This window comes from Ornatilinea apprima (genome assembly GCF_001306115.1).
GTDB lineage: Bacteria > Chloroflexota > Anaerolineae > Anaerolineales > Anaerolineaceae > Ornatilinea > Ornatilinea apprima.
This window is the reverse complement of the sequence record NZ_LGCL01000040.1, coordinates 24,673-49,739: the sequence shown is the minus strand read 5'-3', so window position 1 is coordinate 49,739 and position 25,067 is coordinate 24,673. Positions and strand designations below refer to the sequence as shown.

Here is a 25,067-nt window from a genome sequence, read left to right as displayed (position 1 = left end):
CAAAAACATGAAAAAACAACCCGTAGCAATTGTGGGCATGGGAGCCATCGCTCCCGACGCCATCAATGTGAAACAATTTTGGGAAAACATCAAGAATTCTGTGTATTCCATCTCAGAAGTTCCAGCCAACCGCTGGGACGCGAACCTGTATTACGACTCTGACCCGCGGGCCATTGACCGGACGTACACGAAAATCGGCGGATGGGTGAAGGATTTCACCTTCAACCCCATGCAATGGGGCATTCCCATCCCGCCGAAGGTGTTGGAAATTATGGACGAGACCCAGCAGTGGGCCATTGAAGCCGCGCGCCAGGCGCTGGCCGATTACGGCTATCCACAGCGCAGCCTGCCCACCGAACGCGTGGCGGTCATTTTGGGCAATGCCATGGCTGGCGAAAAACACTACAAGAGCAGCCTGCGTATTCACCTGCCAGAGTACACGAAAATTCTCGCTTCGCTGCCCAGTTTCCAACAACTCCCGGCAGAAGTGCAAAATAGCTTGCTCAGCGGCGTTCAGGCCGGCATCTGGCAAGCCATCCCTGAAATCACCGAAGACACCATGCCGGGCGAATTATCCAACATCATCGCCGGGCGGGTGGCCAATGTGTTTAACCTCCGGGGTCCCAATTTCACCACCGATGCGGCCTGCGCCTCTTCGCTGGCGGCCATTCAGACCGCGGTAGACGGATTATGCAGCTACCAGTTCGATGCCGCCCTGACCGGCGGTGTGGACCGCAACATGGGCGTGGAATCGTTTGTCAAGTTTTCCAAAATCGGCGCGCTCAGCGCGGACGGATCGCGCCCTTATACGGCAGACGCCAACGGATTTGTGATGGGCGAAGGCGGAGCGGTCTTTTTGCTGAAACGTTTGGAAGACGCGGAGCGGGATGGAGACCGCATTTATGCCGTCATTCGCGGGATCGGCAGCTCCAGCGACGGCAAGGGAAAAGGCATCACCGCGCCCAATCCGACCGGGCAGATTCAAGCAGTGGAACGTGCATGGCAGAATGCCGGGGTCAACCCCACCACAGCCGGGTTGATTGAAGGGCATGGCACCTCTACCCGTGTTGGGGACGTGGTGGAAGTGGACAGCCTGGTTAAAGTGTTTGCCGGGTATGGACTAAAAGCTGGACAGATCGCTATCGGCTCGGTTAAATCGAATATCGGCCACCTGAAAAGCGCGGCCGGCGCACTGGGTCTGTTGAAAACGGTGCTGGCCCTGGACGAGAAAGTGCTGCCCCCCACCGCCAATTTCGACCGCCCCAATCCCAAGATCGATTTCGCATCCATCCCTTTTTATGTCAACACAGAACTCAAGGAATGGCCGCGCCAGGCCGGAGAAATTCGCCGCGCCGGGGTCAGCGCCTTTGGTTTTGGCGGCACCAACTTCCACCTGGTTGTGGATGAATACGTGCCCGGCATGGGCGTTACGGAGAAAGCGGTATTTTCTTCCGTGCAACCCGCAGCCGCCAGCCCAACTGCGGCTACCTCCCCTGCCGAATGCGCCGCCCCTCAATCCGTGTTTAATTCCACGGAAATCCTGCAGATGGTGCTGACCAAAATCAGCGAAAAGACTGGTTACCCGCAAGAAATGCTCGACCCCGAACTGGACCTGGAAGCCGACCTGGGAGTGGACACGGTCAAGCAGGCCGAACTGTTTGCCGAAATCCGCGAGCAGTACGGCATCCCGCGCAAAGAGGACCTGGTGCTGGCCGATTACAATACCATCGCCAAAGTGGTGCAGTTTATTCAAGACTCACAGCCCGCCTCCAGCGCCAAGGCAGACCAAAACGCCAACCCAGCCGCGGCATCCAACCCGGAAGTTCTGCCTGCCAACCCGGCTTCGGGACCTTCGCGTGAGGAGGTCGTTCCTTTTCTGCTCGGCCTGGTCAGTGAAAAGACCGGCTACCCGGTGGAAATGTTGGACCTGGAGCTGGACCTGGAAGCCGACCTGGGTGTAGACACCGTCAAGCAGGCGGAACTTTTCGCCGCCGTGCGCGAGCAGTACGGCATTCCGCGCCGCGAAGACCTGATCCTGGCCGACTATAACACCCTTGAAAAAGTGGTGCAGTTCGTGCTGACGGCTCAGGACAGCGGCGCGCCTCAGGGTAAGGTGACAGAACCAGCATATCCAGTTGTTCAAACCAAGCAAAGGGAGACACAATCTTCGCTTCACCTGCCGGCTTACCGCGGACTGTTCTTCGCCAGCGCGGACACAGCCGAACAGCTTAAGGCCAGGCTGGTTTCTCTTTCACAGCAAATCAAAGCCGGTCTAAATCTTCAAGAGACGCTGCCCACCCCGCAGGGCTGCGCGCTGGCGGACCGCATCGCAATTGATTACGACAACCGCGAAGACCTGCTCAAACGCATCGAACGCGCGTTAAAAGCCTTCGACAGCAGCGGCGACAATGCCTGGAAAGCCTTATCCGGCCAGGGGGTTTACCGCGGCAGCGGCGCGGCTGGCAAAGTGGCCTTTCTCTTCCCCGGGCAGGGATCGCAGTATGCCAATATGCTCAAAGACCTGCTCGATCATGAGCCGGTGATCGCCGAAACCTTCCGTGAAGCAGACAAGGTGATGACGCCCTTATTAGGCAAACCGCTAACCGCATATATCTTCTGCGAAGGCAGTGAGGAAGAACTGGCAAAAACGGAAGCGGCCTTGAAAGACACCACCATTACCCAACCCGCCGTGTTGACCGTCAATGTTGCCCTGCTTCGCTTGCTGCAGCATTACGGCTTCTCGCCCGACATGGTCATCGGCCACAGCCTGGGCGAGTACGGCGCGCTGGTCGCCTCCAGCGTGCTGACTTTCCGCGAAGCCCTGGAAGTGGTCAGCGCTCGCGGACGGGAGATGAGTAAAGTCAGTATGGATGACAATGGCTGTATGGCGGCTGTATCCGCGCCCATCGCTGAAGTGGAGCGCATTCTGCGGCAGGTGGAAGGGTATGTAGTGCTGGCCAATTACAACAGCCCTATCCAATCCGTGATCGGCGGTTCCACCGCCGGCATTGACAATGCCCTGGCGGCCTTCAATCAAGCCGGTTTCCAGGCAGTCAAAATCCCGGTATCGCACGCCTTTCATACCCAAATTGTCGCCCCCGCCAGCGGCCCGCTGCGCAGCGTCATCGCGCGCATGAATGTTCAATCCCCGCGCCTGCCCATCATGGCCAACGTGACCGGCGAAGTTTACCCAAAAGACCGCGAACAAATTCTGGATATGCTGGCGCAGCAGGTATCTTCCCCGGTGCGGTTTATTCAGGGCGTTCAGAACCTGTATGCGTCTGGCGCGCGCGTATTTATCGAAGCTGGCCCCAAACGGGTGCTCAGCTCGCTGGTGACCGATATTCTCTCCGGGCAGGCCAGCCACCTAACCATAGCCGCCACCAATCACCCCCGCAAAGGAGGCCCCGTCTCCATCAATGAAGCCTTATGCGCGCTGTTCGCCGCCGGTATTTATCCAGAAACCGATGGGGAGCAGCCCGTTGAGATCCGTCCCCTGGAAATTTCTCCCGTTCAAGAAGCAGTATTGGTGAATCACCAACCTGTCCCAGCGAGCGCGACTGTGATTTCCGGCGCGGGGCTGGGCCTTCCGGGCCGTGAGCACTCCGTTTTTGACGATGAAAACATCCATCGCCTGTTGAAAGGTGAAAATTCCATTGAGCCGCTGCCAGAATCATCGCGCAAGCGCATGCTCGAAAAACGCCTGACCCGCGTGGTGAAAAGCGAATCGGGAGCGGTGATGCAGGAGATTGACAGCCTGGAGCAAACCCTGAAACTGGCCGGTCAGCGCGGCAGCTTTGACCTGACCGCGGATTTTGGCGTGCCACCTGAACGCGTGGACGCTTTCGATATAGCCACCCAGCTGGCAATCGGCGCGGGCATGGAAGCCCTGCGTGACGCTGGCATCCCCTTGATGATGCACTTCAAACAGACCAGCAAAGGCACCCTGCTGCCCAACCGCTGGATGCTTCCCCCCGCCCTGGCGGATGAAACCGGTGTGATTTTTGCCTCAGCCTTCCCTGGTCTGGAGCAACTGACCGGTGAAATGGAGCGCTTTTATGAGTACCAGCAGCTGCGCGCCGAGGTTGACCTTCTGCAGCAAATTAAAACGGAGGCGGGTTCAACCCCCATCCCTTCTGTGGAAAAGAAACTGGCTGAGCTGACAGCGCGGCTGGAAGAAAACACCTACCATTTTGACCGGCGCTTTATCTTCCGCATTCTGGCCATGGGCCATTCTCAATTTGCCGAATACATCGGCGCCAAAGGACCCAACACCCAAATCAACGCGGCTTGCGCCAGTACCACCCAGGCGGTATGTCTGGCGGATGACTGGATCCGCGCCGGGCGCTGCCGCCGTGTGGTAGTGATCGCCGGTGATGATGTTACCGATGGCAGCCTGGCAAACTGGGTGGTCACCGGCTTGCTGGCTACCGGCGCGACAACCGTTGAAGGCGATCTGCGACAGGCTGCTTTGCCCTTCGACCGCCGCCGCAATGGCATGATTCCTGGCATGGGCGCAGCCGCGCTGGTGGTGGAAAGTCCCGACGCGGTGAAAGAGCGAGGAATGACACCCATTTGCGAAATCGTGGCCAGCCAGTTTGCCAACAGCGCCTTCCACGGCACCCGCCTGGATGTGGAGCACGTCAGCCGGATCATGCAGCGCCTGGTTGCCCAGGCTGAGCAGCGCTTTAGTCTTAAGCGTGAAGAAATTGCCCATCAGACCATGTTCGTCTCGCACGAAACGTACACCCCGGCGCGCGGCGGCAGCGCCAGCGCCGAGATCCGCGCCCTGCGCGACACTTTTGGCGAAAAGGCCAACCAGGTGATTATCGCCAACACCAAAGGCTTTACCGGCCACACCATGGGCGTGGGCATCGAGGACGTGATCGCGGTCAAAGCCCTGGAAACGGGGGTAGTTCCTCCAATTGCGCATTTCGATGAAGCCTTCGAAGCCGATCCCGACCTGGGTGATCTGAATCTCTCACGCGGCGGGCAGTACCCCGTTCGCTACGCGCTGCGCCTGGGCGCCGGATTTGGTTCGCAAATTGCCATGACCCTGCTGCGCCAGGTGGCGAAAGTGGGCGAGAAGCGCGTCCATCCAGCTGAGTACCAGAACTGGCTGGCTTCCGTCTCCGGGCAGCCCGAAGCCAGCGTGGAAGTGGTGCAGCGCACCCTGCGCTTCACCCACAGCACCCCCCCGCAGTACGACCCCGCGCAGCCCGCCTGGCAGCCAGGCAGCGCGCCCATCGCTGTGGAAGCACCGCCCACGCCTGTCGCAGCCCAAGATGAAATACCTGTTGTCGAGCCGGAGAAACCCATCGCTATCGCCGGGAAAAGTGAAGGTCAACCCCAACCCAAGCAGATCCAAGCAGTGTTACTGGGACTGGTCAGCGATAAAACCGGCTATCCCGTAGAATTGCTGAATATGGAGCTTGATTTGGAAGCCGATCTGGGCATCGACACCGTCAAACAGGCGGAATTATTCGCCACCATGCGCGAGCACTACGGCATCCCGCGCCGCGAAGACCTGATCCTGGCCGATTACAACACCCTCGCCAAGGTGGTTGGATTCATCGAAGAGTCTTTGGCTTCTCAACAGGTGGAGGTGTCAGAACCCGCGCAGACTTCCGTGCAAGTGGATGAGCAAACCGAGGAAGGGACTACCTTTGAGCCTGTCTTGAAACGGCGCGTCCCGGTACCGGTGCTGCGCCCGCGCCTTGACCTGTGCAACCTGACCGGCGTTGACATCAACAGCCACACAAAAATTTTGATTGTCAAAGACCGCGGCGGCACGCATGCAAGCCTGAGCAAATTGCTGCGCGCAAAAAAGACTGCCGTGCAGGTGGTGGATGGCAGTGACCTGGAGAAAATAAAGCAAGCTGCCGAAAGCGGAAGCATCGACGGGATTTACTACCTGCCGGCGCTGGACCTGGAAACCGATTATGATCAAATCTCCTTGGAAGAATGGCAGTCAGAAAGCGAGCGCCGGGGAATGCCGCTCTTTTCCCTGGTGCGCGCCCTGCCTGATCTCAAGTTTTTGGTCTGCGCCACGCGCCTGGGCGGGCTGCACGGCTTCTCCGGCAGCGCGCATGGCGCTCCGTTGGGCGGGCTGGTGAGCGGGTTTGCCAAAGCCCTCGCCAAAGAACGCCCATCCATGCTGGTCAAAGTGGTCGATTTTGAAATTCAGGCATCCAAAAGCCAGATCGCCGCGACACTGCTAAATGAAACCCTGTCTGATCCGAGCATTGTGGAAATTGGCATTGAGCAGGCGCAGCGTTTTGCCATCGCCGCTGTAGAAGAACCACTTGTAGCCCAGGCGAATGCAATTACTTTTGAGCAGAACAGCGTGTTCGTGGTCAGCGGCGGCACGGCGGGGGTCGTTTCCCCGGTGCTGCTCGACCTGGCCACACGCCTTGGCGGGAAGTACTATCTGCTGGCGCGCAGCGAACTTCCGGAAGAGACGTCCACGGAATTGACCTTACTTGCTCAAGATCGCGGGGCGCTGCAAAAACATCTGATGACAAAATTGAAAGAAATCCACCAAAAAGCCACCCCCGCCATGGTGGAAAAAGAAATATCTCACCTGGAAAGAAGCGCGGCTACCTGGCGCACGCTTCACAAGCTGCAAAAACTCGGTGCTGAAGCCCACTATCTGGTTTGTGATGTAACCGACCCTGATTCAGTTCGCGCCGCCGTGCAAAAGATTTTTGACGACCAGGGACAGGTGGATGTGCTGATCCACGCTGCCGGGGTGGAAATCAGCCGCCGCATTGAGAGCAAATCGAGAGAGGAATTTCTGCAAACCATCGCGGTGAAAGCCGGCGGGCTGCTCCACTTCTACCAGAGTTTCAAAGCGCTGGGTAGATTCCCCAAAGCCATCGTTGGGTTCTCTTCTGTGGCGGGGCGCTTCGGCAACGCCGGGCAGACCGACTACGCCGCCGCCAACGATCTGCTGGCCAAATCGCTCAACGCCATTCAAACCCTGCACCCCGAAGTCCGTACCCTGACCCTAGATTGGAGCGCCTGGGCGGAAGTAGGCATGGCCAGCCGCGGCTCGATCCCCAGAATCATGAAGATGGCCGGCATTGATATGCTCTCCCCGCAGGAAGCCGCTCCACAGGTCTTCAAGGAGATGAGCGCCGGCAGCCGTGGAGAAGTCATTTTGGCCGGGTCGCTGGGTGTGCTGGCACAAAGCCCCGATCTGCAAGCCAGCTTGATGGTGGAGAAAGCCAATCAGGCGCTCACTTCCGGGAAACCCATCCATGTGATGTTGAGCCGGATCACCGGGTTAAGCCTGGAAGAAGGCATCATCCTGGAAGCCGACCTGGACCCACAAGAGCAGCCCTTCTTATATGATCATGCCCTCAACGGGATTCCGGTTTTGCCCGGGGTGATGGGCATTGAGGGCTTCTCGGTGGCCGCCCGGCATATCGCCTCCATTCTGGCCGCCAAAGAAGGCAGTTATCAGGTGGCACGCATCGAAGATATTCACTTCCTGGCTCCCTTCAAGTTCTACCGCAACGAACCACGCCGCGTCACCTGGAAGGCCAACGTGTTCCGCAAAGAGCGCGGGGTGGTGGCTCAGGTGCGGCTGGAGTCGCAGCGCGCGCGGCGCGGCCAGGCTGAAGAAGAAAAAATCCAGCACTTCAGCGGCAAGGTCTATCTGGCGGCCAGCCAGGACGCGCTGCAGCCAGATCATTCAACGGTTCCTCAATGGCAGGACCAACTGGTGGTATCCAGAGAGGACATTTACAAACTCTACTTCCACGGTCCGGCTTTCCAGGTGTTGGAAGGCGTCAGCCGCGACGGGGAGCACGTGCTCGGAAAAATGCACAGCGGGCTGCCGCAGATCACCGCCGAGAAACAGGAATTTCTCAGCCTGCCGCAACTGGTGGAACTGTGCCTGCAGACCGCCGGTGTGTACGAGGTGGGCGAGACCGGTGTGCTGGCCTTACCCAGCGCCATCGGCAGCCTGACCCTTTACCAAAAACCGCTGGAATCGGCCGAATTATATGCCGAAGTGCGCCCGCATAAAACCGTCGATGGGCAGTACTGCTTCGACGCCAGCGTGATCGATGTCAATGGTAACCGCTACCTGGAAATCCGCGATTACCGCACCGCGCCCCTGCCCTATTCGGCCGAAGAGGAACTGGTGCAGCCGTTGAAGGTGTTGAACGGAGAAGCGGCTTGAGCAATACTCCGGCGCCGATCTATTGGTATGTTGATCCCCAAGCCGGGAGTGACCCTTCCGGCCTGGAAGGTCTTTTCAGTAGCAGCGAAGCCTGCCGCTTCGAAGCCATGAAATTCGAACTGCGGCGAAAGTCCTTCATCGCCGGCCGGCGCGTGGCCAAACACGTATTGATGGATTGTGTGCCAGAATTGCGTGGATGCTCCACAGCACAGATGAGCATTGATAACCACGAAAGCGGCGCGCCCTACGCGCTGGTCAACGACCGGGAACTGCCGGGGGTGCTGTCTATCAGCCATTCCGGGGATGCAGCCGCGGCCGTTTACACTTCTGATTCATCCATACGCATCGGCATTGACCTGGAAGCCATCACCCCGCGCGCGCCAAGTTTTTTGGAGACCTATTTCACACCATCAGAATTGAAATGGGTATCATCTGCAAAGGAAAAAGATCGGGCTCTGGTCAGCACGCTCATCTGGAGCGCCAAAGAGGCCGTCCTGAAAGCGCTGCAGACCGGCCTGCGTGTGGACACACGCGAGATTGAGATTCTGGCTGATGACTCTCCAGTCATAGATGGATTGCGCGGGTTTGGAATCTCCGCCCCGATGGGCTGGCATTGGCAGGGACATTGGCGCATATTGGACAATTTCGTGATCACTATCGCGGTCGGTGGTCCTGTTTTGGGTTGTCCCGTAACCCTTTCCTGGCTTGGCGCGCCAGTACCACCAGCCCCGGTGACAACAAAATCACCGTCAGAGTAATTCCATACACCAGCAGCAAGAACACCCCCATCACAACACTGATCCAAACCGAAACCATGCTCACATAAGATGGAATCAACCAGAAGAATAAACCGGTATACGTCCCCATCAGTAATGCGGCGATCCTGCCATGCGCGGAACGAATGCGCAAATGCGCCAGCGCAGCGCAGATGGCAAGAATGGAGGGCAGCAGCACCAACCAGTTCAGCTTTGGCGTTTGGTCAAAATCGACCGCCGAAAACAAATACAGGACCAGTCCATAAAGGCCATAGGAAGCCAGCGTCCAATCCTGGCGAATGTTTTGATAGAACGCGTGGAATGGCGGCAGCCACAAGAAGATCAGAATGATTAACAGAGACAAAAAGAAACTGCTTTGCAGGTTGATCTTCACCGGCAAAAGATACCCCAGATACAGCCTTAGGATATACGATGAGAAAGCCAATAAAACCGGGTAGGGGTATAACCAGCGTGGAGATTTCTTAACCGCGCCCAGCACCAACCCGCTGGTGAGCGCAAGCGTACAGAGTAGAAGGTACACCGAATACAACAGCGATCCTTCTTTTGGCGACCAACCCGGTTGAAAACTCACCATGATCCGCAGCGAACCGGCCGCGACGAAAGGCAGCAAGCTTAGCAGCGCGGAGAACCAGGGTGTTTGATCAAGGGTGGAAGGGAAAGAGATGAGCGAATGGCTTGTATGCATATCCTCCTTCCCATGTATTCAATCCTGCTGCCCGCGCCTCAGGGTTCAATGGCTGGGACGCAAATCCCATAATTCTCCATTTTTCCAATATCGTCCATATTGATTTCTTTATTAAAGTATTGAATATTGGTCATCACACCCTTGAAGGGAAACTTGACGGTTGATCCGGACAGTGTCGCCCCAATCGTCAAGGGGTCCTGGTTGGGGATAAGATATTTCGTGTATCGCGTATAGGTGTAACCGATGGTTTTATGCGTATTCGGAACCCAAAGTTTTGCCAACCTGGAGGAGTGGTTAAAGTTTTTCACAAAATCTATGAAAACGGTAATTCAATTCCTTGCATGCGCAGCATTTGTACCCGCGATAGATAGGCACATTCCTCCAGCAGCGTCCGGTTGACGTCCACCACTTTACGGTTTTCAATTGCTTCAAAGCGCGTGCCGCGCGCCCAATCATTGAACGCCCCCATCGATGGGCCGCACCACACCTGATAATCCATCTTGCGGCTGGCTTCGGCGCGGGCCGCCCAGCGTGAGGATAAACCCAAATACCAACGGAAAATCAGCGCCATCTTGTAATGTGCGTCTTGCGCGGCTTTCTCAATCTGGCGCGGGTCGCGCTCTTTGAAGAAGGCCACCGTTTCTACCCACACCTCTTCCAGACTGCGCTGGAAAATTTCCGATTCCAGATTTTCGCGCTCGCTGGCCGGCAGTTCTTCAATTGAGTTATACCGGCTATAGAGTTCATACAGCTTGCCCGCCCGCATAGGGAACAGCGTGCCGCGTTTCAACACCTGCACTTTAACGCCCATCTCGAACATGTCTGAGGCCGGCGCCATGATTACATCCGTCATCTCAGCCTGGGCCAGCATAGCCCGCACCTCATCTGACGCGCCCGATTCCACGCAAGCCTGGTTAATGGACCCCGTAACCAGATAATCCGCCCCCATCATAAAGGCGGCCAGCGCCGCAGCGGGCGTGCTGATGCCCCCACCCGCGCCAATGCGCACGGGTTCGGCGTAGTGATATTTTTCTTGCAGGCTGGCGCGGTAGGCCAGCATCACCGGCAGCAGCGCAACCAGCGGGCGGTTATCGGTGTGCCCTCCTGAATCCGCTTCCACGGTGATGTCATCCGCCACCGGCACCCGGCGCGCCAGCTGCGCTTGCTGTTCTGAGATTTCCCCATCTTCCACCAGCTTGCGCAGCATGTCTTCCGGGGCGGGTGAGAGAAAATGGCGCGCCACCTCTTTGCGGGATACTTTCGCGATGATGCGGTTGCCAATCACCACCCCACCCTGCTGGTCAAGAGACAATCCGCTGGCGCGGTAGCGCACCAACCCGCGCGTCATTCCCAGGTAAGCTGAGGCTTCGATCGCTCGAATGCCGTGCTGCAGGTACAGGTCCACAGCGCGCTGCTCCATCAGGGGTTCAAAGGGGCTGTTCAACATGTTGAACAGATAAGGGCCGTTGGGCAGCGCGCTTTTGATCTTGATAATGGCCTCTTCAATGCGCGCGGGCAGCAATCCACCCGCGCCAAACGACGCCATCATCCCGGCGCGCCCCATCTCGATCACCATGTCTTCGGACGAAATCGCGTTGGCCATCGCCCCGCCGTACAGCGCGTATCGCGTTCCGTAGGTCTCTTTGAAGCGCTGGCTGCCCAGGGACTGCGCCGGTATGGGTGGCAGCACAGCCAGCAAGGGATAATCGGAGCCGCTCACGCCCCCCCCCTGGTCACTCATGGCTAGCCTGCCCTGATCAGAAAACACAAAAACAATCTGATCTGCCCGGCGCAGCGCTGCCCGCATTTCATCTGGCTGGGTCGCGGCAGTTTGCACCGGTCCCTGCCAGCTCAGGCCGGTATCCGTAAAAAGCGATGAGAGGTGGTTTTGCGGATGGATAACAGTATTCATAATTCTTCCTCGCAGAAAGGGATGCCATTTGAGGCGGCTGTACTGTTGTGTTTAACCCAAAAATGCGCCCCGCGTTTCGAGATAAGCGGCGCGTCTTTACCGCGCTTGCCTTATGTTGTGGCATAATGGGAAATGGTGTCAACGCTTTGGAGGCCAACTTGCAGACCAGGAACCCCACCCCGCAGGAAATTGAAGAATTGCTGGCTTTTCTCCCCGTATTTGAAGCCGAGGGATTCAGCCCCGTTGAACACTGGGCGCAGTCACCCTGTGATTCGCCCCATCCCGTCACCGCCGCCTGGCCGGTCTACAACCCGGCGGTTGCGCAGTTCTACCAGGTCGCTTCACAGGTCTGGTGGTGCGACTACGACTACCAGCCTGCCCAGGCCTGGGAAATGCTGCAGGATGACACGAGTATCCAATCCGCATCCATCGACCAGGTGAAAACCATGCTCACCTACTGCGCGCGCGGCGAGCGGTTTTGCGACGGACATTGGGGCGCCATGATTGAAAAGGGATATGTTCAAAAACTGCTGAGGCGTCTGGAATGCCTCGCGGATCAAATGGATTGAGCTTTTCAGAAAAATTAAAACCCCAAGCAGGCCGCCAGGATAGCGCGAAAACCCAGTTCACCGAGAAGAACATCCTCGACCAGCACCCCTTCATCGACGGTATGCGCCTGACTTAACTCCCCCGGACCAAAAATGAAGCTACTGACCCCGCGCCGTGCGCTGGCGGACGCGTTGGTTCCGCATGGAGCGTGGTAGAGATCGCCAGGCAGGCCGGCAGCCTGCAGGGCTGCCCGGATTTTCGTCTGCCAGGCATCACCGGGTGGATTGCGCCAGCCCGGCAAAAAATCTTCCACACGCAAAACATGCCCGGTGTACGTCCGCTGCTCCAATTGGCCCATGTGGAAATGGACGCCATTCATTCCCTGCAACGCGGCTTGAACGCGCCCCAGCACCTGATCCCGGCTCTCACCCGGCAGCGTGCGGCCAATCAGGCGCGCGTGGCAGCCGTGCGGCACACTGAAACCATTGGGGTAGGGGTCAGAAATGATTTCTGTCAGCACCAGCAGCGAGCGGCCCAAATCCGCGTCCGAGGGTAATTCCATCTGGCGCAGGCGCTGCAGAGCATCCAGCATTTTGTCAACCGCGTTCTCCCCCGCCTCGGGCGTGGAAGTATGCGCGCTGCGTCCCTGTGCATCCAGAAAAAGGGTCATGCGCCCTTTCTGCGCCACCCCCAGCCGCAAGGCTGTCGGCTCGCCGGTAACCACCACATCCGGCTGCACGGTATCTAGCACCGCAGAAAGCGCCGCCCCAGTTACATTCTCTTCGCATACCGTGGCCGCCATTACCAGCGTGCCGCGAAAATCCGACTTTGACAGGCTGCCAGCCGCCCAGATCATCCCCGCCAGCGAGGCGCGCGTGTCGGCTGCCCCGCGCCCCCACAGTTTCCCCTCCGCGATCTCCGCTCCATGCGGATCATGCTGCCATTCTTCCGCGCTTTCCACCGGCACAACGTCCATGTGCCCGTCAAATAGAACAAGCGGTCCGTCTGCTGCGCCTTTTCGCACCGCGATTACATTACCCAACGCGTCTGTCTGCACGCGGTCAAACGGCATGCTTAAACACTGAGCGGTGACTGCTTCTGCCACCGCCCGTTCTTCCCCTGTACATCCGGGGATCTTCACCAAGGTCTGGCAAAATTGAATGAATTCTTCAGCCGCCGCGCCTTGCAGTTTTTCGATGCTCATGAAATATTCCTCAACCGCGGATCAAGCACATCCCGCAGCCCATCTCCTAACAGGTTAAAACCCAGCACGGTTAATGATATCGCAATACCGGGGTAAAGGACAACATGCGGCATGGCTTCCATGTATTTCCGGCCATCATTCAACATCACCCCCCAACTGGCCTGCGGAGGAGGCACGCCCAGGCCTAAAAAGCTCAGCGAAGCTTCCACTACAATCGCCGCGGCAAAGTAGGTGGTGGTAACCACAATCAGCGGCGCGGTGATATTCGGCAGGATATGCCGGGTCAGAATGCCAAAGCCGTTCAACCCAATGCAGCGCGCCGCTTCGATGTATTCCTTTTCCCTTTCAGCCAGCACCGAAGAGCGCACCGTGCGCGCAAAAATGGGGATACGCACAATCGCGATAGCCGTCATCACCGTTACCAGCCCCGGCTCAAAAGCCGCCACCAGAGCCAGGGCCAGCAGAATGGCAGGGAAGGCATAGATGGCGTCCATAATGCTCATAATCACCGTATCCACGCCGTTGCCAATGTACCCGGCGGCCGCTCCGGCGATCAGCCCCACAATGGTCCCCAAAAACACAGAGACGATCCCGACCTGCAGCGATATACGCGCGCCATAAACCACCCGCGAGAAAACGTCGCGCCCCAGATGATCAGTACCCAGCCAATATTTTTCACTGGGCGGCTGCAGACGGTCAGCCAGCGTAATCTTTAACGGGTCATAGGGGGCAATCAGCGGCGCAAAGATGGCCGTTATCACCACAATGAAGGTGATGATCATCCCGATCAATGCCAGACGGTTTCTCAACAGGCGGGCGAACAGGGTGTCCTTCTTCCGGCTTCCTTGCACTGCCCGGTCAAATTGCGCGGTAACACTTTTATCAAATTGAGCCATGTGAATCCTGTTTGCGTTGGTTTTGATCCCCAGCCCTCTTTCTGAGGGCTGGGGAAGGGAATCAACCGAATTACTTGTCCAACCAGGTTGTGTTCAAACCATCCGAAGCATCCATCATCATCAACACCGGTGACGTTCCCGGTTGGTAACCTTTGACATAATTTTGCCAGGCTTCCACCCACGGCAGGCCGACCACATACATGGTAGCCACATCTTCCTGGTTAAGCGTCAACACCTGCCTGTAGATCTCTTTGCGTTTTTCAATGTCGGACTCGCCGCGACCGGCAATCACCAGGGCATCCATGTCTGGGTTGTTATAGCCGCCCACCAGCCAGTTGCCACCCGATGTGCTCTGCAGATAGCCGTATGGCCGGTCGGGGTCAAAGATGCCGGTCATCGTGCCCATCAGCAGATCGTAGTCCAGCTTCTGCCCACGCGCCGTCCAGGCCGCCGAGTCGACAATTTCAAATTTAACCTTGAATCCCACCTGAGAAAGCATCGCGTCAATGATCTCAGCCGCGTCTTTCTGGTTGGCCATCAACAGCATGGTGATTTCTGTTCCCTGCGGCAGGCCGCTGGCAGCAAAAGCCTCCTGGGCTTTGGTCAGGTCGGGCATCACCATCGGCACATCCAGATACCAGCCGTCATTGGGCACAAAGGGCTGGTTGTGAACCTGCCCCAATCCGAAATACACCGCCTCGTTATACGCTTCGCGGTCAAAGGCATACTGCACCGCTTTGCGGGCTTCCAGATTGTTGAACGGCGGGCGTGTGTGATTCAAGACAAAACGGGCGCCCGAGTTAAAGTAATACACCTGCACGGTGAAATTGGGGTCAGGGTTATCCACCAGAGCTTTCACATCCGCGATGGGCAGCTCTTCGGCCATATCCACTTCGCCGGTGCGCATGGCGTTCAAGCGCACACTGGGATCCGTGATCACTCGCAGCACCACTTCATCCAGGTAAGGCTCACCTTCCTTCCAGTAATCCTCGAATTTAGCCAGCCGGTACAGCTCGCCCGGTTTTGATTCAACCATTTTGAATGGGCCGGTGCCGATGATCGCCGGAACGGTACCATCTTCCGCATAGGTATCCTTATGCACAATTGCCGACCGGTTAAGCAGCGCCAGGTAACTCAAGAATGGTCCCTGGCCGCTTTCAATCGTCATCTTTACCGTGTAGTCATCCACCACTTCCACCACCAGGCCAATTCCAGTGAAAGTGCCGCGCATCGCCGCGCCCGAGTCCTCGGCCATAATGCGGTCGAAGACCCATTTCACATCATCAGCCTTCATCTCAGCGCCGTTGTGGAATTTGACGCCCTTGCGCAAATTGAAAATCCATTCCTTGCCATCTTCTGAAGCGGTCCAGCTCTCTGCCAGAACACCCACAAACTTGCCATCCCGGTCGGGTGCCACCAATTGCTGCGCAACTAAAACATTCAGGCGGATATCGCCATACTGGATGGCTTTCAACGGATCCATTGAGGTAACATCTTCCTTCATCGCGAAGGTCAGCGTCCCTCCCCTTTTGGGTCCCATTTCTTCTGCGGGTGGGGCTTCGGTAGCAGCCTCAGGCTGTGTGGGTTGAGCGGGTTCCGCCGCAGGTGGTTGAGTCGGCTGCTCTGCGGGCACGGCCGTCTCCGCGGGGGCCGGGGCACACGCCGCCAGAACAATAACGGCAACCATGAGCGCCAGCATTATCGGCCAAACAAACGTTCTTTTCTTCATCTTACCCTCCAGTAATTGTGAACAGACTTTCTCTTAAGGGGCCCTCTCCAGCGCCGGAGAGATTTCAATGCCGCCCTTTAACCACAAACAACTAATCAAACCGTATGCGTGGATCGAGAACCGTATAGATGACATCAACAATCAAGGAGACTACCACCACCAAAACCGCGACGGTCAGAATAACACCCTGCACAACAGGGTAATCTCTACCGAAAATGCTATCCACCACCAGCAAGCCAATTCCCGGCCAGGCAAACACCGATTCCACTACCACCGCTCCGCCAATTAAAAACGCCATCTGTAGCCCAATCATGGTGACGGTTGGGATGAGGGCATTGCGTAAGACATGCCCCCACAGAACCGCGTGCTCGCGCATGCCCTTGCTACGCGCTGTGCGAACATAATCTTTGCCTAACTCTTCCAGAATGCTGGAGCGTGTGAGCCGCGTGGTGGTTCCAGCCAGCGACCATCCCAAAGTAACAGCGGGCAGCAGCAGGTGACGGAGAAACAGTCCAAAATTATCCGTGGGCGGCACATAATTGATCGAAGGCAGCCAGCGCAGCCCTACGGCAAAGATTAATACCAGCAATATCCCTGACCAGAATTGCGGCAGGGAGATTCCAAAAATGGCGAAAATCATTGCGGAAAGGTCAATCCAGGTATTGCGTTTAACCGCCGAGAGAATGCCCAGGGGAATGGCGATAATTACAGAAAAGAGCAGCGCTGCCACCGATAGGTAAAGGGTCGCCGGTAGACGCTGTAAGATCAGATCAAGTACCGGCATTTGCGCCTTGTAAGAGCGCCCCAGGTCGCCTGTCAACGCGCGCCCCAACCAGCGCAAGTATTGAAGCGCCAGCGGTTGGTCAATTCCCAACTGAGTCTCGAGCGCGGCGCGCTGCTCCTCACTCAGTCCTTCGCCGCCGTACATCACATCCACTGGATCGCCAGGGACCAGGCGGATTAATAGAAATACAATGATGGTCATTAAAAAGAAAACAGGAAGGAGCGCTAAAGCTCTGCGGGCCAGGTATCGAAACACAAAACATCTCCACTTTGGTCAATGAGTGAAGGATGCGATGATCTTCGATGCGGTTTTGATGAGCTTTAATGGCCGGTTTGGATTAGTGCGGCTAAAAATCCATTCATTGGTTCTGATCAGAATGGTTCCAGCGCAAAGGGGGAGCAATGAAAACTGGATGTCTTTGCCCAGCATTGCTGTGCGGCTGCCTCTGGCACAGGCAGGTATATCACATCATACAACCATTTATTCGACTTGCGCAACTACTTAAATTATGACGGATTTACTTCTTTTTTTCAAATAGCAACTTCGAGAAGAAACCTTTGCAGGGGGTTGCCTCCTGTCTGTGGACTGAAGTGGGTACAAGACGGGTAATGGTATAATCCTGAGGTCTGATCCTATCCACTCAAGTTCTCAGGTGAGCATTGTTCATGATCGCACTGGCCTTTGCCCTGGTTTTATTCACGGCCTTATGGCTGGTTTCTCTGCTGCCACTGCGCGGGCTGGTATCGCAAATTCTGGCTGTTTACCTGCTTTGCTTCACCAACATCGCCTTAAGCCTGCACATCGCCAATCTGTTGGGTGTAATGAACCAACCTATCATCCTCCTCGGCCTGCACACCCTCTTCTTGATGGTGGTGCTGGCCTTCTGGGTCAAGAAGGGCCGGCCAGATCCATTCGCGCTTTGGCGCTGCATCCTTTGGTGGGCGCGGCAAATCCGATCGCAGAAGATCACTTTCCAAAACGCCTTTCTCCCGTTGCTGGCGCTGACAGCCGGGCTGGGTTATCTCTTCAATGCCTTTCTGAACTTATACGTCCCCCCCAATACGGTAGACAGCCTCTCCACCCACCTGTCGCGGGTTGGTTTTTGGCTGCAGCGCGGCAGTTACTTCCCTTGGTCTACACCGCGCATCTGGCAAATCACCTACCCGGTCAACGCTCAACTGCAAATGTTTTGGAGTGTGCTCTTCACCCGCTCTGACCGGCTGGTTGGATTCACCCAATGGTTTGCCGCCCTAGCCGCTGCCCTGGCTGTTGTCGGGTTGGCGCGCTTGAATAAAGCCACCATCTCTCAGGCCGTCTTTTCCGGGCTGGTTTTCCTGTCTCTGCCGGCCATTATGCTGCAATCCACCACCACCCAGAATGATCTGGTGATTTGCGCCCTTTTCAGCGTTGCGATCTATTTCTTTTTTCTCGCCCTGCAAGAGAAAACCCTTTCATCCGTGCTGCTCTCTGGGTTGGCCCTGGGTTTGGGAGTGGGCACCAAACAGACCATTTTCTTCTTGCTGCCCGCACTGGCGCTCGCCGCGCTGCTGGCCTGGCTGGTTTTCAAACAAATCCCATTCAAACACCTGCTGGTGTGGGCCGCCGCCTCACTGACAGCCTTCGGGCTGATTGGATCACAAATCTTTATCAGCAACCAGATTCACTTTGGCAACCCCCTGGGTTCAAAAGCCGCCGTGGAGCAGTCCACCGGCATCTTACGTTCGGACAGTCTGGTCGAAAGCAGCCTGATTAACGGTTCGCGCCTGCTGTATCAAATGGCCGACCTCGCCGGGCTGCCCGATCCGCTGTGGGGATATGGGATTAAGGCCAAAGCCGCCCTGATGAAACCGGTGTTTTCGGCTTTGAATATCGACGTGGAATCAGAAAAGAGTTCCTACCCGGGCCATCACTTTGAGCTGCTCCGACGTTACTTGCTGCAAGAAGATGAAGCCTGGTATGGTCCTTTGGGCTTTCTACTGCTTGTCCCCTGGCTGCTGGTGGAATTCATTCACGGCCTGCGGCAAAAAAACCTTTACCGCATCAGCGCTTTCCTGTTTTTTGCTTCATTTCTCATTTTTGATATTCTTTTCCGCCCAGGCTGGGACCCTTACCAGGGGCGTTACTTCATGCCCGCAGCAGCTCTGGCTGCCCCCCTCGCCGCGGACTGGTTAGGGCACAAACGCGCCTCTGTATGGGTGGGCTGGCTGGTCAGCGCGGTGGCTGTCTCCACCCTGATCAGCTGCGTCCTGCTCAACCCGGCCAAACCCCTGGAAGGTCACCGCTCGATCTGGCGCCTGGATCGCGGCGGGATGATGACCCTGCAAAATTACTATTTCATCGATACGCTTAAGATGGTGGAGAAAAAAGTGCCCTCTGACGCGACACTGGGGATTGCCAGCCAAAAAGATTACTACCCGGATTACGTCTTCTTTGGTCCGCGCTTTGAGCGGACGCTGATACCAGTGTATCCCCCAGAGAAGATCAGTGACCGGGGCTGGGTTAAGGCGCAGCAGATCGACTATATGCTGGTGTATTTATCGGACACGTACCCGCCCCAGGACGCGGCTTATCTGGAAAAAATCGCGGAATCCGATTTGTGGGGATTGTTCACGGTTAAATAGCACCCGGTGCGGGTATTACCTGGCTTTATAAACATGAATGGTCGACTTTTCCCGGCAGCCGGTAGTGATGGGGCTTTCACCAATTTCATCCATTTCCCTGGTCAAGATCCCTTGATCCATCAGGCGTTCCACCTGTGAATCGGCAATCAACAGGTAATCGGCTTCCAGCGCCCAGCGGGCGGCCAACTCGTCGTTCCAAAATCCTTTGCGCGCCACAATATCCAGATCGCCGCCAACCACCTTGCTGAATTGATGGTTGAGCTGGCCAGGGAAAACGCGCACGTCTGGAATATAGATCAGTGGCAGCGGGGTAACATCATTCTCCCAATAGACCAGCGACCCGGCCGGCACCACGCTTTTCAGATACTGCCCAACCTGCTCGTGGCTGGCCAGGATATCGGATTCGCAGTTCAATTCACTCTTCGCGCCACCCGGATAAGGGATGGATAAAATAACATTCCCCGCGAAGAGAATGGCCAGCGCCGCGTACCATGCAGTGTGCTTCCATTCATATTTCCGGCGCCCCCAGCGTGAGATCGCCCAGACCGCAAGCAAAATCAGCCCACCGCAAGCCAATCCGAAAACCGCCGGCAGCATCCGTTCCAGCACGTCATAAGCCCAGCCAAATTTATTGGAGAGCAGCCGCCAGAGTTCAATTGTTCCGGGTTGAATCCGCAAGTCTCGAACACGCGGCACTTGCAAATCGACGACCCATTGGAGCGGTTTATAGGCGCTGTACCCCAGCCCCGCCACCGAAACCAGCAGCAAAAGGGCGCCCGCGCCCTGGGCAACAGGCAAAAGCCGCCGGCGCGCGGACTTCAGGCACAGTACCACAAATATGATTCCAAACGGCAAAAAGAAGGCGAGATAGCCGGGGTAACAATACACGCACTCATCTCGCAACAGCGACGCCCAAAAATGGATGACCAGTAAAACCAGGAAGTTAACTCCGCAAAAGACCGCCGACTTGAAATCAGCGCTGCTTTTCCAGTGCCCTTTCCGTGGCCAGGCCAAAACCGCTAAAAGAGCGCCAGCCTGCAGCGCGAAAAAGATGCGGTAAGTTTCCCAGAACACAAAGAACCGGCTCCAGAAGGACATTTTCTGCCGGGCGATCGGTGTTAACCCCGCGGAAGGAAAGAGGGTTGAGTAACCAATCCATCTTTTCACAGAACCGGGCAGCCACTCCAACCAGGTGCGAGCGATATTAGGCCAGTATGGCAAATGCAGACCGGCAAAGACAACCACCGCTCCGATTATCGCCGGCCATCCGCGCCGCCAGCCATGCTGCCAGAAAACAAACAAACACGCTAATGGCAGCACCGGCAGCAGATTTTGGCGAGTGAAAACCACCATCACCATCAGCAGCGCTCCCAAGCCCAGTTCCAGGCGGGTTCTCCCCTCACCCAGCAAGAAATACAACGCCCAGGCCAATAGCGCAGCCGTGATCACCTGGGTAATCGCCTGCATGTAATAGTAAGCCGTCCCGGTATTCAAAGCGAAAACGAGCAGCGCCACTGCTGCCCAGTTCTTGCCAGCGTTGCGCCTCACCGTGAGCCACAACCCTATCAGCATCAACGCACTGAGAAAAATGGAAAAATACCGCCCCGTTTGAAGGCCGGGCATAAAAAGATACTGGGCCAGACCAGGAATATAAAACGCCAGCGGCATTTTATTGGTCCACAAACCGTAATCTTCAAAAGGCTGGTAATCTCCCTTGAGAAAGAGAAATCCCTTTAACAAATAAGTGCCTTCATCCATGGTTACATCAAAATAGCGCGCCATGAAAAAGGCCTGTGCAAAAAAGATCAGAACTGCAGCCCCAATCACGACCAGCCGCAGCCAGCGTCCGGACTTGCCTTGCCTCCAATTGCGGGCACCAATAAGTATCATCCCACGTCCTTCTCCGCCTGGCTCAAGGCCGGGGATTCTGAAAAATGTGGATAATCGACTGTCGGCGGCACCGCATCAGTTGCGGAGTGGGTTGTTGTTCATCCATCCCCGCCTGGATGATCCCTTTTTGGCGCAGGTCTTCCACCATTAAGTCAGCAATCAACAAATATTCCGCCTGCCCTGACCATTCGAGGGCCAATTCGTCGTTCCAATAGCCCAGGCGCGCCAGCTTGTCGGGGTCTCCTCCATTGCGGCGGTTGTGCTCGTGATTCAACTGCGCCGGGAAAAGGCGCACCTTGCCCATATACAACAACGGCAGCGGAGAGACATCATTTTCCCAATAAACCAGCGCGCCCTGCGGGATGGCCTCGCGCAGATAAGCGCCCACTTTCTCATGCGCCGCGATCACGTCCTCCTGGCAGTTTAGCTCGCTTTTCGCGCCGCCCGGCATGGGGAACAGTGAAAAGAGACTGCCCGCCGCGATCAACACGACGGAAACCAGGGTCGCGAAAGCGGCGTTGGTTTTGCGCCGGAGCCAGGAAAAATATACCAGGGCAAACAGAATGATGAAGATCAGCGTCGCCCCGCCGACAAACAAACCGGGCAGCAGCCGTTCCAGAAACTCATAGCTCCAGCCGAATTTATTCTCAAACAATTTCCATAACTCGATTGTGCCCGCCTGGATGGTCAAACCGCGAACGCGCGGAACCTGCATCTTCATCAGCCAATCACCGAACATCTTGTAAGCGTTCAATCCCGTCCCGCCCGCGATGATCACCAGAGAGCCGAGCGTAAGCAGGTGAGCCATCCACCCCGGCCGCCGCTGGCGCGGCTGGCTGGCCAGCAGAATCACCAGGATCAGGCCAATGGGCGCGAAGAAAGCGATATAGCCACTGTAACAATAAACACAGTAGTCATTCATCAAGGCGGCCCACAGGTGCGAAGCAAACAGCACGGCAAACAGAACCAGCAGCAGCAATGCAGACTTAAACGCGGCCGGGCTTTTCCAATCCTGGCGGCGCGGCCAATTCAACAGCCCAATCACCACACCGGTCAGCATGGCAAAATAAATGCGAAAGCCTTCCCAGAACACCTGAAAGCGCGTCCAGAAACTCAAATTGACCGCCGCGATGCTCTTCAAACCGCCAATCGAAAAACGGCTTAGATTAAACCATTCAACAATGAATTTCGGTGTCCAGGGCAGCCAGATTTTGATAATGTCCGGCCAGTACAGAGCGTGAAACCCGCCCAGCAACACAGCAGAGACGCCCACAGCCAGCCAGCCTGTTCGCCTGCCATACTGCCAGAATATGTACAGAAGTAAAATAGGCACCACCGGCAATAGATTCTGGCGGGTCATCACCGTCAGCGTGCCCAGAGCCGCGCCCAGGAGAACCTGCCACAAAGGCCGGTCGCCTCCCAAGACCAGCACCATCATCCACGCCAGCAGGCAGGCCGAAATCACCTGGCTGATCGCCTGAGAGTAATAGACAATCGCGCCCGAGCTGACCGCCATCACTCCCACCACCAGCGCCGCCCACCCGCGCCCCGCCAGCCGGCGCGCGGCCAGCCAGGTGCCAACCAGCATGAGCATGCTTAAGAAGATCGAAAAATACCGGCCTGTTCGTAAACCCGCGCCAAAAATCATCTGCGCCGCACCGGGGATCAGAAAAGCCAGCGGCATTTTATTCGTCCAGGGTCCATAATCCTCGAACGGTCGGTAATCGCCGCGCAAGAATAACAGGCCCTTGATTAAGTAAGTGCCTTCATCCATGGTAACGTCAAAAAAATGAGCGTAATACAGCGCCTGAACCAGAAAGACAACCATGCCCAATGTGGCAGCCAGTGTGGATATCCACGGGCGCTGTTCAACGAAAGTGCGAAGGTCAGTTTTTTTGCTCATAAGTACATGGCTTCCAAATGGTGGTTAGTTGAATTGCGCTAAGGCTGGTCTACCCTGGCAAAGATGTGAATAGAGGAATTGGGGCGGCAGTTTGCCACCTTTGGTGTGATTCCAATTTGACGAAACTCCGCGGTAATTTGCCCATTGTCCTCCAGCGCGCCCAGCATCCGGTCAGCCACCAGCAGGTAATCGGCCTGCTGGCTCCATTGCCAGGCCAGCTCATCATTCCAGTACCCATACCGGTGCAGCAGGTCAGTATTCCCGCCTTTCAGGCGGTTAAAGTCGTGGTCGAGCTGCGCCGGGAAAATCCTCACCCCTGGTATGGATAGCAGTGGCAGTGGAGAGACATCGTTTTCCCAATAGACCAGCGACCCCGGTTCCACCCGCTCAGCCAGATAGCGCCCAACCTGTTCATGACTGGCAATGACATTCTCGCCACACACGACCTGATTTCTGCCACCGCCAGGGATGGGAAAAATAGACAGGATCACCAGCAAAATCAGGCTCAACACGCTGAACAGCCAGGTTAGCGAAGATTCACCAGTCTTCTTTCGATACACATGGTAGATCACTGCTGACAGTCCCAACACAATCAGGCCAATCCCTAACATCCATAGCGCCGGAAGAAGCCGTTCCAGCAGGTCGAAACTCCAATTATACTTATTGGAGAGCAGCCGCCACAGCTCCAGCGTACCGGGTAAAAAGCGTAAATCGCGCATCCTTGGTACCTGAAGATGGGGCACCCAATGGAATAAATCGCGGTATCCTGCGTAACCAAAACCGGCGAACACAAACGCCATTGCCAACCAGCCCAGGGCTTCTTTCCAACGCGGAGCTTTGCGCGGCGCGGAATCGAATACCAGCGCAACGAATAGCAACCCGGCCGGGCTAAAAAACGAGATGTAACCAGAATAACAAAAAACACAGGCATCTTGCAGCACAGAAGCCCACAGGTGAGCGGCCCATGTTATCCCAAAGAAAACGCCCAGAAAGACAGCGTCTTTATACCGCACGTCATCCTTCCATTGGCTGCGTTTCGGCCAATACACCGCCGCGATCAGCAGCCCAACCAGCAAAAAGGCATGGATACGGTAGCTCTCAAAAAACGCGTAAGCCCGCGTCCAAAATCCAAAATCCACCGGGTGCACGTTTTGCGAGACCGCGCCAATTAAAAATTCTTCTCCCAGAATCAAGCGGGTCAACCCAGCCGGCATCCACGGGGCCCAAATCCGCATAATGTTCGGCCAGTAATACAGATGAACCCCGCCAAAGATCACAATAGAGACCAGCAGCGAAAGCCAACCTGGCTTTTTGCCTTGCTGCCAAAAAGCATACAGAATGAAAATGGGGATCAGCGGCAGCATATTCTGGCGAATCAAAACTACCAGACAGGCAAGCGCCGCGCCAGCCAGAATTTGCCACAACTTGCGGTCTTTTCCCAGCCCGGCCGCCAAAGACCAGGCCAGCAAAGCCGCCACCTGCACCTGAGAGGTAGCCGTGGAATAGACCGCGATTCCGCCAGAATTGAGCGCCAACGCCCAAACCATAAGCGCCGCCCAGCCCTTTCCGGCCAGCCGGCGCGTAACCAGCCATAAACCCAGCAGCATCCACACGTTCAAACAGACAGAAAACAGCCGGCCGGTTAGCAGCCCCGGGTGAAAGATCATCTGAGCCGCCCCAGGTACAAGAAACGCCAGCGGCATCTTATTCATCCAGGGACCATAATCCTGGAAGGGAGTGTAATCGCCCCGCCAGAACAACACCCCTTTCATCAGGTAGGTGCCTTCATCCATGGTTACGTCGAGCGTGTATGCGAAGTAAACTGACTGGATGCCGTAAAGAAGAAAAGCCAAAACCACCAACCCGTTCAACAAGCGAGGATGGTCTCGAAAGAAGATTTTGATCTGGCTAATCAGCTTCATCATGA

At 56.4% G+C, this 25,067-nt stretch carries 13 protein-coding genes; 4 read left to right on the top strand and 9 right to left on the bottom strand.

Going from position 1 to position 25,067, the window contains the following annotated elements:
• Nucleotides 1-7 precede the first annotated feature (7 nt).
• Entirely contained in the window at nt 8-8,191 is an 8,184-nt protein-coding gene (locus ADN00_RS16200) for a type I polyketide synthase (protein WP_075064053.1), read from the top strand.
• Nucleotides 8,188-8,949 (top strand): 4'-phosphopantetheinyl transferase family protein, encoded by a 762-nt coding sequence (locus ADN00_RS16195; RefSeq protein WP_075064052.1) that lies wholly within the window; start codon nt 8,188-8,190, stop codon nt 8,947-8,949. The genes ADN00_RS16200 and ADN00_RS16195 overlap by 4 nt, the downstream gene beginning before the upstream one ends.
• Here the strand turns inward: ADN00_RS16195 and ADN00_RS16190 are convergent.
• Complete coding sequence (locus tag ADN00_RS16190; RefSeq protein WP_075064051.1) at nt 8,846-9,652, bottom strand: hypothetical protein; 807 nt, start codon at nt 9,650-9,652, stop codon at nt 8,846-8,848. The genes ADN00_RS16195 and ADN00_RS16190 overlap by 104 nt on opposite strands.
• A 313-nt stretch (nt 9,653-9,965) precedes the next feature.
• Complete coding sequence (locus ADN00_RS16180; RefSeq protein ID WP_075064049.1) at nt 9,966-11,564, bottom strand: PfaD family polyunsaturated fatty acid/polyketide biosynthesis protein; 1,599 nt, start codon at nt 11,562-11,564, stop codon at nt 9,966-9,968.
• 158 nt (nt 11,565-11,722) lie between these two features.
• Here ADN00_RS16180 and ADN00_RS16175 point away from each other — a divergent pair, with 158 nt between their 5' ends.
• Nucleotides 11,723-12,133 carry a DUF6508 domain-containing protein gene (locus tag ADN00_RS16175; protein ID WP_152966393.1) on the top strand — a complete coding sequence of 137 codons (411 nt, stop codon included), beginning with the start codon at nt 11,723-11,725 and terminating at the stop codon, nt 12,131-12,133.
• A 14-nt stretch (nt 12,134-12,147) separates the two neighbouring features.
• On the opposite strand, the gene ADN00_RS16170 is transcribed toward ADN00_RS16175, so the two are convergent.
• From ADN00_RS16170 to nikB, 4 genes are all read right to left on the bottom strand, one after another.
• Entirely contained in the window at nt 12,148-13,317 is a 1,170-nt protein-coding gene (locus ADN00_RS16170; protein ID WP_075064047.1) for a M20/M25/M40 family metallo-hydrolase, read from the bottom strand.
• Nucleotides 13,314-14,213 carry an ABC transporter permease gene (locus ADN00_RS16165; protein WP_075064046.1) on the bottom strand — a complete coding sequence of 300 codons (900 nt, stop codon included), beginning with the start codon at nt 14,211-14,213 and terminating at the stop codon, nt 13,314-13,316. The genes ADN00_RS16170 and ADN00_RS16165 overlap by 4 nt, the downstream gene beginning before the upstream one ends.
• 70 nt (nt 14,214-14,283) lie before the next feature.
• Nucleotides 14,284-15,942: an ABC transporter substrate-binding protein gene (locus tag ADN00_RS16160; protein ID WP_075064045.1), complete on the bottom strand. Its 1,659-nt coding sequence runs from the start codon at nt 15,940-15,942 to the stop codon at nt 14,284-14,286.
• A gap of 91 nt (nt 15,943-16,033) precedes the next feature.
• Nucleotides 16,034-16,981 (bottom strand): nickel ABC transporter permease, encoded by a 948-nt coding sequence (gene nikB / locus ADN00_RS16155; protein ID WP_075064044.1) that lies wholly within the window; start codon nt 16,979-16,981, stop codon nt 16,034-16,036.
• A gap of 410 nt (nt 16,982-17,391) precedes the next feature.
• Between nikB and ADN00_RS16150 the strand changes: the two genes are divergently transcribed.
• Entirely contained in the window at nt 17,392-19,347 is a 1,956-nt protein-coding gene (locus tag ADN00_RS16150) for a glycosyltransferase family 39 protein (protein ID WP_075064043.1), read from the top strand.
• 15 nt (nt 19,348-19,362) lie between these two features.
• Here ADN00_RS16150 and ADN00_RS16145 read toward each other — a convergent pair whose 3' ends face one another.
• From ADN00_RS16145 to ADN00_RS16135, 3 genes are read right to left on the bottom strand one after another with little or no spacing between them, the layout of a single operon-like run.
• Nucleotides 19,363-21,237 (bottom strand): glycosyltransferase family 39 protein, encoded by a 1,875-nt coding sequence (locus ADN00_RS16145; protein ID WP_075064042.1) that lies wholly within the window; start codon nt 21,235-21,237, stop codon nt 19,363-19,365.
• 22 nt (nt 21,238-21,259) lie between these two features.
• Nucleotides 21,260-23,140, bottom strand: coding sequence for an ArnT family glycosyltransferase (locus ADN00_RS16140; protein WP_075064041.1), 1,881 nt, complete (start codon nt 23,138-23,140; stop codon nt 21,260-21,262).
• A 38-nt stretch (nt 23,141-23,178) separates the two neighbouring features.
• Nucleotides 23,179-25,065, bottom strand: a complete 1,887-nt coding sequence (locus ADN00_RS16135) for a hypothetical protein (RefSeq protein ID WP_075064040.1) — start codon at nt 25,063-25,065, stop codon at nt 23,179-23,181.
• Nucleotides 25,066-25,067: the final 2 nt, after the last annotated feature.